At 59.1% G+C, this 13,851-nt stretch carries 10 protein-coding genes; 5 read left to right on the plus strand and 5 right to left on the minus strand.

Going from position 1 to position 13,851, the window contains the following annotated elements; translation table 11 throughout:
- Window positions 1–17: 17 nt before the first annotated feature.
- On the minus strand, window positions 18–800 hold the full coding sequence (locus NW862_RS10565) for a ParA family protein (RefSeq protein WP_414347553.1): 783 nt from the start codon (window positions 798–800) through the stop codon (window positions 18–20).
- 115 nt (window positions 801–915) lie between these two features.
- Between NW862_RS10565 and NW862_RS10570 the strand changes: the two genes are divergently transcribed.
- From NW862_RS10570 to NW862_RS10590, 5 genes are all read left to right on the plus strand, one after another.
- Window positions 916–2,202 carry a glucose-1-phosphate adenylyltransferase gene (locus tag NW862_RS10570; protein ID WP_414337337.1) on the plus strand — a complete coding sequence of 429 codons (1,287 nt, stop codon included), beginning with the start codon at window positions 916–918 and terminating at the stop codon, window positions 2,200–2,202.
- Between the two features lie 153 nt (window positions 2,203–2,355).
- Window positions 2,356–4,122 carry an ABC1 kinase family protein gene (locus NW862_RS10575; RefSeq protein WP_414347546.1) on the plus strand — a complete coding sequence of 589 codons (1,767 nt, stop codon included), beginning with the start codon at window positions 2,356–2,358 and terminating at the stop codon, window positions 4,120–4,122.
- A 42-nt stretch (window positions 4,123–4,164) separates the two neighbouring features.
- Window positions 4,165–4,539 carry a hypothetical protein gene (locus NW862_RS10580; protein WP_414333591.1) on the plus strand — a complete coding sequence of 125 codons (375 nt, stop codon included), beginning with the start codon at window positions 4,165–4,167 and terminating at the stop codon, window positions 4,537–4,539.
- 169 nt (window positions 4,540–4,708) lie between these two features.
- Window positions 4,709–5,032, plus strand: coding sequence for a YggT family protein (locus tag NW862_RS10585; RefSeq protein WP_414333592.1), 324 nt, complete (start codon window positions 4,709–4,711; stop codon window positions 5,030–5,032).
- On the plus strand, window positions 5,025–6,395 hold the full coding sequence (locus NW862_RS10590; protein ID WP_414333593.1) for a cytosine deaminase: 1,371 nt from the start codon (window positions 5,025–5,027) through the stop codon (window positions 6,393–6,395). The genes NW862_RS10585 and NW862_RS10590 overlap by 8 nt, the downstream gene beginning before the upstream one ends.
- Window positions 6,396–6,427: 32 nt before the next feature.
- On the opposite strand, the gene NW862_RS10595 is transcribed toward NW862_RS10590, so the two are convergent.
- The 4 genes from NW862_RS10595 to NW862_RS10610 all read right to left on the minus strand — a co-directional run bounded on the left by NW862_RS10595 (window position 6,428) and on the right by NW862_RS10610 (window position 13,273).
- The gene (locus NW862_RS10595) at window positions 6,428–9,805 is read right to left on the minus strand and encodes a Swt1 family HEPN domain-containing protein (protein ID WP_414337339.1); all 3,378 of its coding nucleotides are present in this window, start codon (window positions 9,803–9,805) and stop codon (window positions 6,428–6,430) included.
- A gap of 54 nt (window positions 9,806–9,859) precedes the next feature.
- Window positions 9,860–10,432, minus strand: coding sequence for a Uma2 family endonuclease (locus tag NW862_RS10600; protein WP_414427163.1), 573 nt, complete (start codon window positions 10,430–10,432; stop codon window positions 9,860–9,862).
- A gap of 18 nt (window positions 10,433–10,450) precedes the next feature.
- Window positions 10,451–11,023 (minus strand): Uma2 family endonuclease, encoded by a 573-nt coding sequence (locus NW862_RS10605; RefSeq protein ID WP_414427165.1) that lies wholly within the window; start codon window positions 11,021–11,023, stop codon window positions 10,451–10,453.
- Between the two features lie 318 nt (window positions 11,024–11,341).
- Window positions 11,342–13,273 (minus strand): DUF1156 domain-containing protein, encoded by a 1,932-nt coding sequence (locus NW862_RS10610; protein ID WP_414427164.1) that lies wholly within the window; start codon window positions 13,271–13,273, stop codon window positions 11,342–11,344.
- Between the last annotated feature and the right edge of the window lie 578 nt (window positions 13,274–13,851).

The following is a 13,851-nucleotide window of genomic DNA, read 5'->3' on the forward strand; positions in this document are numbered from 1 at the left end:
GCTACGGTCCGATCCAGTCACAAGAGCACCTCATGTTCGACAAACTGCACCAATCGCTGACACACCACCGAGCCAGGCCGATAGTCCATGACCGTCAAGCCGTAGTCAAAAGCGGTGCGCAAATCGCTGCTATCTGGAATGGTAACGGGTGAAAGCACATCCGCAAAAATCTGTTGCGCTTGCACATACAATTGCCCGGTATGGGATCCCGACCAGATGCCCCCCGGCAAGTAGCGGTCGTCCAGCATGGTCAAGACAGCACGGGCCTGGCTCAACTGACCTTTCAGGGTCTCAATGTAGCGTAGGGTCACCTCTGTACAGGAGAAATCGGCGCGGTTGAGCCGGGTCGGGATCAACACCCGCTGGGCTGCCCGCAGGGCGTTGGCCGTGAGGGCATTCAGTTCCCCCGGCGTATCGAGAAAGATAAGATCGTAATCCGGCAGCAAGGGATCCAACTGGTGCTGCAACAGGTGTTGCCCTGCATCGCCGGCAGCCGCCAATTGGGCCGCCACTTCCGCCATGGTGCTGTGGGAGGGCGCCACATCCACCCCCTTGTCGGTGCAATAGATCACCTCTTCCAAAGAGCATCGATGCTGCGGGTGCAAGCTGGCCCAGACTGTTTCCTCGGGGGGCAGGGATCCCACCTCTTCCAGGTAAAAGCTGCTGGCGGTGGCCTGGGAGGTGAGATCGATGAGCAGAACTCGGTAGCCCCGTTGAGCCGTTAACTGGGCCGCGTGGACGCAGAGGGTGGACTTGCCGGTGCCCCCTTTGTTGTTGGTGAAGGCCAGGATACGCGCCATCGGTATTGGTGCTTCTCACATTCTGTTTCGTCAACTGGTTCTCCTTGCCGGGACGGCGGTTGAGGTGGCCCCGCAGCAGTCTATGCTATTGGGTGTAGCTTGGTGGAGGACAACCATGCGCGATGTACTGGCGATCATCCTGGGAGGCGGGCGTGGCACCCGACTTTATCCCCTGACCAAGCGCCGCGCCAAGCCGGCTGTGCCACTAGCCGGCAAATACCGCCTCATCGACATCCCGGTCAGCAACTGCATCAATTCCGATATCGACAAAATCTACGTCCTCACCCAGTTCAACTCCGCCTCTCTCAACCGCCACATCGTCAACACCTACCGCATGTCTCCCTTCACAGGCGGCTTTGTGGATATTTTAGCGGCCCAACAAACGCCCGATAACCCGGATTGGTTTCAGGGCACCGCCGATGCTGTGCGCCAATATCTCTGGCTGATGGACTCTTGGAAGCCACGGGACTTCCTCATCCTGTCTGGGGATCACCTCTACCGCATGGACTACCGCCCCTTCATCCACCATCACCGGCAGACCGGAGCCGATGTGACGCTGGCGGTGCTCCCCTGCGAAGAAAAAGTGGCCTCAGGTTTTGGCCTGCTCAAGATCGGCGAGAACGGTCGCATTGTCGATTTCAAGGAAAAGCCGCAGGGGGAGCTGCTGCAAGCCTGTCAGGTGGATACCCAAGCCCTCGGCCTTAGCCCGGAAGAGGCCAAGGCCAAGCCCTACATCGCCTCGATGGGAATCTACGTATTCCGGCGGGAAGCCCTCATCGAGATGCTGCAGGTGAAGGAGCACACCGACTTCGGCAAAGAGGTGCTGCCGGCAGCCATTGGCAAGTACCATCTGCAGGCTTACCTCTTCAAGGGCTATTGGGAAGACATCGGCACCATCGAGGCTTTTTATCGGGCCAACCTGTCGCTGGTGCAGCAGCCCAACCCGCCTTTTAGCTTCTTTGACAGCGAAATGCCCATCTACACCCGCCCGCGCTTTTTGCCCCCCAACAAGATTCTCGATTCCCACATCGTCAATTCCATCATCGCCGACGGCTGTATCATCAAAAATGCCCAAATTCGCAATTCCATCATCGGCATTCGCAGCCGCCTGGAAGCCAACACCATCATAGAAAACACCCTCGTCATGGGGGCCGATTACTACGAGTCGGCAGAAGAGCGCCAGGCCAAGCTGGAGGCCGGGATCCCACCGGTGGGCATCGGGGCCAACTCCCACATTGTCAACGCCATCGTGGACAAGAACGCCCGCATCGGGCGCAACGTCCGCATCCTCAACAAGGATCACGTCAGCGAAGCGCAGCGGGAAGAGGAAGGGATCTGGATCAGCAACGGCATCGTCACCATCATCAAGGACTCGGTGATCCCGGACAACACCGTCATTTGATCGGGGGAGGTCGGCTCTGGCCAAGAACCTGGCTGGCGAGCGCTGAGGAGGCGCTGTTAAGCAAGATGAAGAGGAATCAAGAGGCTTTTGCCGTTACAATAGATTACGATAAATATTGAGAGCTTTAAAAACAGATTGTGAGATCCCTTGAGCGTGCTGAACAGGATTTCCTCGGTTGCCGACCTAGAAGTTTACGATCCGCAATTTATTGCTCGTTACTACCGCTGGCGCCTGCCGCAGGTGATCGGTCGGGCGCTGGCCATTCTCTGGCCCTTTCTCTGGTTTGTCCTCTGTCTGCGCTGGGATCGCCTGTGGGGGCAGACGGAGCGCAATGTGGCGGAGCGCTCGGCCCAGTTGCGCAAGCTGCTCACCGACCTGGGGCCCACCTTCATCAAGGTGGGGCAGGCCCTCTCGACGCGACCGGACTTGGTGCGCAAAGACTACTTGGAAGAGCTGACCAAGCTGCAGGATCAACTGCCCAGCTTTCCTTCCCAGGAGGCGTTTGCCCGCATCGAGTCAGAGTTGGGCCGTCCGATTAGCGAAATTTACGCCCAGATCTCTTCCGAGCCGGTGGCCGCGGCCAGCCTAGGCCAGGTTTACAAAGCGCAACTGCACAGTGGCGAATGGGTGGCGGTCAAGGTGCAGCGGCCCCACCTGCGGGAGCGGCTGAGCCTAGATCTGTACCTCATCCGCTGGGCCTCCACCTGGCTGGGTTCCTGGCTGCCCCTGAACCTGGGCAACACCTTGACGGCGGTGGTGGATGAGTTTGGTTACAAGCTTTTTGAGGAGATCGACTACCTGAACGAAGGGCAAAACTGCGAGCGCTTTGCCGAATACTTTCGCGGCGATCCCGATGTGTATGTGCCGCGCATCTTTTGGGCCTACAGCACCCGCCGGGTGTTGACCCTGGAGTGGATCGACGGCATCAAGCTCACCGATGTGGAGCGGATTCGAGCCGCCAACTTGGAGGTCAGACAACTGGTGCGCATTGGCGTGGTGGCTGGCCTGAAGCAGTTGCTGGAATACGGCTTTTTCCACGCCGATCCCCATCCGGGCAACCTGTTTGCCCTGGCCGATGGCCGCCTGGCCTATATCGACTTCGGCATGATGGACCAGCTCACCGAAGAAATGAAGGAATATCTGGTGGACGCGCTGGTTCACCTGGTGGATCGCGACTACAACGCCTTAATCGACGATTTTATTCATCTGGGCTTTTTACAGCCGGATGTCAACCGCCAAGAGCTGATCCCTGCTTTGGAGACGGTGCTGGCGGATGTGTTGAACCAGGAGGTGGGCAACTTCAACTTCAAAACCGCCACCGACCAGTTCTCCGATTTGATGTACCGCTACCCCTTTCAGGTACCCTCCCACTTTGCGTTGGTAATCCGCTCTTTGGTTACTCAAGAAGGGGTGGCTCTTAGCCTCTATCCCCAGTTTCGCATTGTTGGTGTGGCCTATCCCTACGTGGCCAAGCGCCTGCTGACGGATGAGTCACCCCGCATTCGCCAGCGGCTGCTGCAAGTGCTGATTAAAGATGGCAAGTTCCGCTGGAACCGCCTGGAGAATTTGATCCAAATTGCCCGCAGCGATGGGGGGCTGGATTGGATCCCCACTGCCCAAATGGGTTTGCGCTACTTGATGTCGGAAGAGGCCCGCGAGCTGCGCCGCCAGTTGGTGCTTTCGCTTACGGAAGATGACCGCCTTCACTTTGAGGAGCTACAGCGGCTGTGGCATGTGGTCAGCCCCGACTTGTCTCCAACTCACCTCTGGCAGGCGGCACTGGGATCCCTGCCCGGCGATCTGCAACATGCTTTGGCCGAGTTGAGGGAACAGATGCAAGCCCACCTGGAGCGGCTCAGCCACTGGCGACTTCCCCAGCCCTGGCCGAATTTGCTGGCGGGAGTGGGACAGGAAAGGTAGAACAGAAGAAGATAGCTTAAGTTTGGTGAGCTGGACAAAAGCGTGGCAGATCAGAAAGGTGACTTCATTGCCGGTGTGGTAGCCGGCGCTGTGTTGGGCGGGATCATCGGCGGGGTGATCGCCTTTGTGCTGGCCCCCCGACTGAGCAAGGGATCCGCCGAAGGCCAGCGCCGCGATCCCGACCGTCTCAACGGCACCTCTGTCCCTCCTGAGCGGCCGCGCCTCCGAGTCTCGGGTGAGCCGGCTGTGCCCAGCTCCAGCGACTGGAGGGAGTGGGAACAGGAAACAGAGCGGATTGCCCAGGCCCGCCGCACCCTCGAAGCCAAGATTGCCGAGTTGAACGAGGCGATCCAGGCCACCCGCGCACAACTGCTTGTCAAGGAAATATCTTCTAGCGCTGTCGAGGAAAAGCCTTAAGCAGGGGATCCCTGTCCATGCCAAACTAGAGGCGGCACTGGCTTTCTCCCCTGAGGGGTGCCAGTGTTCTCGTCTCTCGGCTGAGTTGCCCTCCTGGATCAGGTCTGCCTCTGCCGACAGCGCTTAAGTTGAGATGAGTTGAAGAGTCGTTCCCTCGCTGTTTCTAACCATGATGCTCAGCCCTTTGTTGCTCCCTTGGACAGACGGCCTCTCTCTGGGGCTGGTCTACGGCAGTGCCGCGTCTTTGCTGTTTCGCTCCCTTTACCAGTTCATCGTCATTTACAATGCCCTGCTGATTGTGCGGATTTTGCTGAGCTGGTTCCCGCAACTGAACTGGTCGAACCCCATCCTGTCGGTGCTCAGCCAGCTCACGGATCCCTATCTCAACCTCTTCCGCGGCCTCATCCCCCCCATCGGCGGCTTGGACTTCTCCCCCTGGTTGGCCTTCATTTTGCTGAGCTTTGCCATGCAGGTGGTGGGCCAGTTTGCCTAATTGCTGTACCACTGTGCAGATCCCTGGCGCTGCCCACTACTGGCTGCTCAATGCCCAGGTTCCCGTCTCGGTGCTCAAAGATGCGGTGCCAGGGGCCATCCCCAACCGGGAGGGCCTGGTGCTATTGGATCTGGAAATTAGGGAGGGGCGAATTGGCCACATCCGAGCGGCAACAGGGATCCCGCCTCAGGGGATCCCGAGTGTAGATCTAAGGCGGGGACAGGTGTGGCCCTGCTTTGTCGATATCCACACCCACCTGGACAAGGGGCACGTGTGGCCGCGCACCCCCAACCCCGACGGCACGTTTGCCGGGGCAATCCGGGCCGAGCAGGAAGACTGGGCCAAAATGGAGCGGGCCTACGCCGGCAGGCACGAAAAACTTTGGCAGGATATCTACCGCCGCTGCGACTTTGGCCTGCGCTGCAGCTATGCCCATGGATCCCAGGCGGTGCGCACCCACCTGGTCTGCAACGGCCCCCACGCCCAGGTGAGTTGGGAGGTGTTTGCCCAGTTGCGGCAAGAGTGGGCGGGCAGACTGGAGCTGCAGGCAGTGACGTTGACCCATTTGGACTTCTTTCTCACGCCGGCAGGGGAGAAGCTGGCGGACAAGGTGGCAGAGCTGGGCGGGATCCTGGGTGGAGTAGCGGCGATGGGGCCGGAGCTGGATGAGCAGTTGGAGCGGGTGTTTGCCCTGGCCCAGGAGCGGGGGCTGGATCTCGACTTCCACACCGACGAGACGGAGGATCCGGGATCCCTCACGTTGAGACACGTGGCAGCAGCAACCTTGCGCCATGAGTTTTCCGGCCAGGTGGTGTGCGGCCATTGCTGCAGTTTGGCGGTGCAGCCGCCGCAGGTGGCCCACCAGACCATGGCCCTGGTCAAAGAGGCGGGGATCGCCGTGGTCAGCCTGCCCATGTGTAACCTCTATTTACAAGACCGCCGCCCCGGCCACACGCCCCGCTGGCGGGGGGTAACGCTGCTCCATGAGCTGAAGGCTTTGGGCGTGCCGGTGATGATAGCCAGTGACAACTGCCGGGATCCTTTCCACGGCTTCGGGGATCACGACGGCCTAGAAGTGTTTCGGGAGGCCACCCGCATCCTGCACCTGGACACCCCCTACGGGGATTGGCCGCAGGCCATCACTGCCACCCCGGCCCGTAGGATGGGCTTGGTAGAGGCCGGGCAAATTGGGGTGGGCCTGTCGGCAGACTTGGTGCTGTTCAAGGGCCGGGGGTTTGACGAGCTGCTTTCCCGACCTCAGCATGACCGAGTAGTGTTGCGCCAAGGTCAGCCTATCGATACCACGCTGCCGGACTACAGCGAACTGGACGATCTCAACGCAGGGGCAGATTGCAGCTCATAGAGTAGGTTGAGCTCCTTACTGCTGCGGATTATCTAAAGATCGCTCTCAAACTCCTGGGTGCAGAACTTCAAGGCTCGGCAGTTTTCTGCTACGGTGCGCCTTACGGTCTCCGGCATGCCTTCCGGTATTTCCGCTTCGATTTCCAGGGTGATTTTGACGGTGGATCCCGGCAGATTGGTCAGGTGCCGGATCACCTCTTCGGCGAGGGTGGCAATATCTCTGTTGATTCGCAAGGGATCGGCAATTTCTACCCTGCCATAGAAGCGCCGGGGCAGCTCAGGAGAGATTGGGGCAAGGGGTTGATTCTTATCCTGTCTACTATCTTTTATGGCTATTACTTCAGCTTGCCCTGACGGGGCATCGGTATCAGGCCGAGGGGGAGGGAAGCTGTGCTCGTTGAGTTGCCGTAGGGCAATTTCTGGCTTGACCAGCAGCCCATTTTCATTGAGGGCGGCGTTGACACTGGTTGACGCTCTCAAGCCAAGATACTTGCCCCTAGCTTCGTCAAAACTTTCAGCGTAGGCAAAGCTTTCCCGCCAGGTTTCTGAGGCAACGCCATCTTGAACAGCCTGTAACAAGACCAACTGATTTTTCAGGCGAGGCAGATAGGGGTACTGGGTCAAGCACTCCCACAGCCGTTTTAAACTCACATGATCTGCCTCCCGCCAGAGAAACTTGTCCAAAACATCCAAGCGCAGGTTGAGGGCAGAATAACTGACCACTAGATCACCTTCACGAACAGCCTTGCGGCTGGCTTGCAAAATGGGAGAGTCTTGTTCTTGCAAGCGAGTTTCTTTCCACTCAATGCCACCCTGGGGATCGGGCTGAGTTGGGATCAAAAGCCACTGGTAGGTTTCCCGTAGACTGATATCAACTGCCCTGTTCGACTCTTCTAGCTTGGTGTTGGCCTGCTTGGTTTGAAAGGCATCGAGGTTGAGGATGTCTTTCTCTTCCTCGATTCCCTTCCACGCCAAATACTGAGCTGTATGGCGTTCCAAGTTTTCCAATTTGGCTTTGTCGGGAGCCAAAAATAGGAGCATGTTTTTGTGGTAGCGAGGGCCGCTGCCGCGGCGCTGCAGAACTTGCTCTGCCCATGCCCGTCCTTCGCTGTTTTGGTTACCTCGGCTGTGGGGATATTGAGGAGAAAGGACGACCAGCCGCACCCCCAAGCTGTCGTCGGGGATGTCGGCGGTAGATTCGGGAGCGATGTGCAGGGCGCCGAATTCGCCTCGGCTTTTGTCGGCTCTGAGACGGCGGAGGAGCTCTTCCCAGATGGAGTGGCGCTCGTTTTGCAAAAGCTGCTCAGCCCGTTCCTGGGCGGTGCGGTTGACGTTGGGCTGGGTGGAAACCCAGTAGCGATTGCCATCCACATAGAGGTAGGTGGCTTGGTCGGAAAGGCGCCGCAAGGCATCGCTAAAAGTGTTTACATGTTCCCCCGGTTGGACACAGCCCAGCTTGATGCGGCGCTCCTCTAGGCCTCGGTTGGCAGCCCGCAGGGTGGGGGCGGATCCCATGTAGATGGTGCGGGCAACCCGGCGACAGGCGGAGTAGCGGCCCAGGTTGGGATGGGCGCCGTCGAGGCTCAGGGGAAGAGAATTGGGCCCATCCACATCTTTTTCGATGACCGGCAGCCAGTTGTCGTCGAGGTAGCGGGTCAGCTCCGACTGCACCTGCTGGTCGTCCATGGGGATGTGGGCGGGCAGGATCAGCAGGCTGCGGTCATCGCGCTGCCAGAGGATATGGATGACTCTGGCCATCAGGCGCAGGACGCCGCGGGTGCGCTGAAACTTGTCCAGCGTTGACCAGTCAGCATAAAGCCGGTCGAACAGTTCGGGGTGGATGGGGTAGGCGGCCTTGAGGCGACGTTCGTAGTCGCTTTCTTTGCACTCGCTGGGGAACTCCTGGCTTTGGCTGCGGTAGAGATCCATAAAGGCTTTGACCACCGCGTCCCGCTGCACAAACAGGTCAGGGTCAAGAATGGGCTGGAACAGGCGACGGCGGACGATTTCAAAGCCTTCTTCAGCACTGGCCGGTCGCCAGGGGGACTCGACTCGCCCGATGGCGTTCTTGAGCCGAACCAGAGCTTCCTTGCCCCGTTCGCCGCCTATTTCGATGTCGGAAGAGGGGACGCTGACCACCAGCAGGGTATCTTTGGCGTTCTTGGCCGATTCGCTCAGGGTCTGGGCAAAGGTAAACTGGGTGTCGAAGGTGCCGCCAGCCAGGTCAGGAGTGTCGTGCAGTTGGCGGGCGTAGGCCACCCATTCGTCGATGAGAACTAGGCAAGGAGCATAGCGGTTAAACAAAACCTTGAGGCTGTCGCCAGGGTTGGTGGAAGTCTCATCGGCCTGCCGCATCAGTTCATAACCCTCAGGCCCGCCCAATTGCCAGGCCAGCTCTCCCCAAAGGGTGCGGATCAGGGGGCGGTTTTGCTGGCTGTGTTCGGGCCGGTAGGGAGGGATCCCGCTGGCCTGGAGCTTGTTCCCCACCAGGACAGCTATTCTGACGTTTTGCGGTGGTCTCTGTAGGCCAACAGCTTGCAAAAGAGGTTCTGTGTCGGGTAGGAGGCCCTCACTCCCTCTCCCGGAAGGGGGGGAGAAAAGGTGGTAGAGGGCGAGCATGGCGTGGGTCTTGCCGCCGCCAAAGTTGGTCTGCAGTTCGATTACCGGATCTCCCCCTTGGCCGCTGAGGCGCCTCAGGGCGTTGATCAAAAGCTGTTGCAGCCCTTTGGTGAGGTAGGTGCGGCGGTAGAACTCGACGGGATCCCGGTACTCAAAGGACGCCGTCCCGCCGGGGCGAGCGGAGTCCTCGCCAAGGTAAACCTCCCAGAGGTCGGCGGCAAATTCGGCCTGTTGGAAGCGGCCAGAGGCCACATCCGGATGAGGGGTAACGATCTCCCGCCAGGGTTTGAGGCCAGTTTGGGGTTGGCCTTCCAGAGAAGCTACAATGGCGCGGCGACTTTCTCGCTTGGCCTGTTCTTCGTAGCGTAGCCGCAGCAGCTCTTGCTTTTGCTTTTCCACCTCGGCTGCTTGGGGAGCGGCAATGGCGCTCAGCAGGCGGGCCACGCTATCGAGGGCGCGGTAGGCGTCGTCAAAACCAAAGGTGCAGGTGTGGGCCCAGGCGTTGCGAGTGTTGCGCAGCTCGCTGACTAGGGTGCGCTCTGCTTGACCCAAGGTTTGCCTGAAGACGGTGTTCCATTGCTCCCACATTAGGGTCAGCAGGGCCGCAACATCTTGCTCGAGGATCTGCTCTGGGCTTTTGAACTTGGGAGAGCTCTGGGGCAAGGTGTCGGCGGCCACGTTCAGCCAGTTCTCGCCATGAAAGGCTTGCATTTCCCGCACGACAAACGGATAAAGCCCCTGTCGGAGAAGATTGAGGGCGCGTCCAACACGTTCGTGGTTGCTGATAGCCATCGGTCAAGGGCTGCAAGAAGGGGCAGGTGGGAAAAGAGGGCAACTCGGGGCAGGCTATTCCCAAACTAAGCTGAGATCGGCGACAAAGCCAGGGAGGACGGGATCCCCTTCCAAGCAGGTGGGCCGCTCCAGGATTTGGGGGAGCTGGCCTGGACGATAGACGTAGACCCGCTGGCTTTCCGGGTCGATCAGCCAGCCCAGCCGGGATCCGTTCTCAAGGTATTCCTGCAGCTTGGCCTGCAGAGTGGCCAAATCATCCGTGGGGGAGCGCAACTCCAAGACAAAATCGGGACACAGGGGGGCAAAGCGGCGCCGCTGCTGGGGGGTAAGCTGCTGCCAGCGCTCCTTGGCAATCCAGGCGGCATCGGGAGAGCGAATGGCCCCGTTGGGCAGGGCAAAGCCGGCAGAAGCGTCGAAGGCCACGCCAAGCTGGGTTTGGCGGTTCCATTGCCAGAGTTGGGCGCTGAGGCTCAGGTTTTGGCGACTGCTATCGCTGCCGACAGGGGCCATGGCCACTAGCTCCCCTTGGGCGGTGCGCTCCAGGCGCAGCTCAGGGTTCTGCCGGCAGAGCTGTTCAAAGACTTCATCGGTCAACTCCAGGCTGGGCTGTAGGTTAAGCGCGATCATGGGCAGGTTCTCTGGGAGCTATTCCCAGACTAGGGTAAGATCCGCAACAAAGCCAGGGAGGACGGGATCCCCTTCCAAGCAGGTGGGCCGCTCCAGGATTTGGGGGAGCTGGCCTGGACGATAGACGTAGACCCGCTGGCTTTCCGGGTCGATCAGCCAGCCCAGCCGGGATCCGTTCTCAAGGTATTCCTGCAGCTTGGCCTGCAGAGTGGCCAAATCATCCGTGGGGGAGCGCAACTCCAAGACAAAATCGGGACACAGGGGGGCAAAGCGGCGCCGCTGCTGGGGGGTAAGCTGCTGCCAGCGCTCCTTGGCAATCCAGGCGGCATCGGGAGAGCGAATGGCCCCGTTGGGCAGGGCAAAGCCGGCAGAAGCGTCGAAGGCCACGCCAAGCTGGGTTTGGCGGTTCCATTGCCAGAGTTGGGCGCTGAGGCTCAGGTTTTGGCGACTGCTATCGCTGCCGACAGGGGCCATGGCCACTAGCTCCCCTTGGGCGGTGCGCTCCAGGCGCAGCTCAGGGTTCTGCCGGCAGAGCTGTTCAAAGACTTCATCGGTCAACTCCAGGCTGGGCCGCAAGTTGAGGGAGATCACGGCTTGAGGGATCCCGTTCAGAGGATTTGAGGGGGCGCTGGCGCTATTGTAGTCTTTTGGATCCCTCACCCCTGGATCCCTCTCCCTGAGGGAGCAGCCCAAGCGCTCCGCGCCGCTGCCCTCACCCCCGGCCCCTCTCCCTGAGGGAGCAGCCCAAGCGCTCCGCGCCGCTCACGCGACCACCCCCGGCCCCTCTCCCTGAGGGATCGCCCTCACCCCCGGCCCCTCTCCCTGAGGGAGCAGCCCCTCACCCCCGGCCCCTCTCCCTGAGGGAGCAGCCCCTCACCCCCGGCCCCTCTCCCTGAGGGAGAGGGGGGATTAAAATAGGCTGGGCTGGGTGATGTTGTTCTGCTTTGTCTGCAAGGCAAGGCGGCTGATCTCTGGCCAGGCGATGACCAGGGTGTTGTAGGCTAGGGCTTCTTGGGCCCAGCCTTTTTTGTCGCAGAGGGTGTAGAGCCGGTAGGCAAGGTCGCGGGCAATGGGGCCTTTTTCCCCCAGGCTGGCCAGCAATTCTGCGGCTGCCATTTCCCCTTGGGTGTCCAGGGTTTGGATGAGAAACTGGGTGATCAGCCAGTGAGGAAGGCTCTCCGGCAGTCGGATCCCTGCCTCAGGAAGCGACAGGGATCCGCGCTCTCGTAGCCGCACCTTGCCGGCCCTGGCTTCCAGGATCCCAAGTTCTTCCAAGGATTCGAGGCTGACATTTTTGGCCTTGCTGAGGACTTCTGCATCTCCATAGGGGCCCGGCTCAAAGCGGTGTTGGGCAAACCAGGTCACCGCCCAGCGGCTGGCGCTATCGAGTTCGCCTTCTTGTTCCTCAAGGTATTCGTCCAGGTACTGGTTGATGAGTTGGAGAGCAGTGCGAACTGTTAGAGGAGAACCATCGTTTTCCAAAACAGCAGCATAGCGGGAATAGATCGCCATGCCAGGGCCAATGCTGGCCTGGGCTAGGTCAACAGGCGCAATGTTGCCCTGTTGCAGGAGTTTCAGGGCTTGGGGTAGTTCTCGCTTGAGTTCTTTGAGAAATTGGCCACGGCTGGCTTTGGGCGCATTGGCAGGACGGGGACGGCAGACGAGGACGATGGAAGAGGCGAGGGCATTTACTGCAACTTTTACTCCAGTAGGTCTTTCTGTTCTCATTGGCCAAGTACCATCAATAGTACATCCAGACCTAACTAAGCCTTCGAGCATAGTTTCCCAGCCAGTTGAGGCTCTGCCTCCCTCACCCTGCCCTCTCCCTGAGGGAGAGGGTTCTGAATTTTCTCCCCCTCGCCCTATGGGAGAGGGGGTTGGGGGGTGAGGGCCATCTCGCCCCTCGTGGGAGAGAGAATCGGGGGGTGAGGGGTCTTCTTCGGTTTGCTTGAAGGCATAGTAAACAGTGAGTGGATAATCGGCATGGCAGATGTCATGCAGTCGGTTAAAGGCTTTGCTGAGTCCTGTTTCAAAGAATTCCCTGGCTTTTTGTTTGTCTCCACCAAAGCGATAGGGAGTAGCCACCAGTTCTTGGGCTTTGGGAACTAATAAAGTGCTAAAAATGTTGGGATAAATTGAACTAAGGGAACGACGCAACCAGACATAGAAGAAATCTGAGAGATCGGCATACCCAATGTTGTCGAAATAAGGCGGATCGGTGGAAATTATTTTTGGGGTCGCATCGTCTGAGTGTGTAAGAGTAGCATCATGTTGATTCACTTTTCCATCTAAAGTAGCTGGGCAAGAAGTAATCATTTTTACAGCTTGATCTACACCCGACAAAAAATTACCACTCGAATTACAGAAAGGATTTGCCTCTGCATAATCCCAAACCATTGGAATTGCTTGTCTGGCAAAAGTACTCATGATAATCTCTCGACTTGAGTGCCAAGCACAAATTGTTGACCAATAGTTAGCACCTTTATCCACAGCAAACGCCAAATAAACGCTAATCGCCTCCCCATACGCCCTAGCTCCCGTTCCCCCCTCAGCCAGAGGCACATTGTCATCAGGGATCCCAGCGGCGATCGCATCTTGGATGGCTTTTTCCCGTGCTTCCGCCACCAAATCGCTGAAGGTCGTCAGAGCCACCAGTTGCCGCGGGGTGAAGAGGTCAGCGTGTTTGGTCATGCCGTAACGAGGGACTCCCATGTATTGCGAATGCGTGGATAACTCAGTATCTGGTTTCCAAGTGGGTTGAGCAGATCTAGCAATAGCTTCCTGTTCTGCGGTGGGAGATAGATAAATTCTGCCGTTTTGTCCCTCCGCCACAATGGCCATCAATTGGGATCCCATCCGTCCTGCTCTGCCTTCTTGGCGCACATAGTCTAGTGGCACAGGAGTTCCACAGGCGATACACTTTGCCCCTTTGCGATCCACTGTGCCTTCTGGTGCTTTGCCCTTGCCAGTTTTGACTACGAATTGAACCCTCACCCTGCCCTCTCCCAGAGGGAGAGGGTTCTGAGTTCTCTCCCCCTCGCCCTTGGGGAGAGGGGGCCGGGGGGTGAGGGCAGCATCGCCCTGCGGGAGAGGGGGCTGGGGGGTGAGGGCATCAAGGCGCTCAATCACTGGCTCTACCCAAGCCTCCTTCCCCTTCTTGGTCGAAAGCTGAAACGAGCGCACCAATGGCATCTGACAACCGCAAGCTGGGTTTGGACATTTCACCGTTCTTGCCCACAGCCAAGCAATGACCGTTGCTTCTCCCTCACCCTGCCCTTTCCCTGAGGGAAGTTTTCCCTCACCCCCGTCCCCTCTCCCTGGGGGAAGTTTTCCCTCACCCCCGTCCCCTCTCCCAGAGGGAGGGGGGGGGGGGGGGGGTATATAAAAAACAGGCGCCACCACCGCCGGGGCGGCGGGGG

Source organism: Synechococcus sp. H55.8 (genome assembly GCF_047462375.1).
In the GTDB taxonomy this organism is placed as follows: domain Bacteria; phylum Cyanobacteriota; class Cyanobacteriia; order Thermostichales; family Thermostichaceae; genus Thermostichus.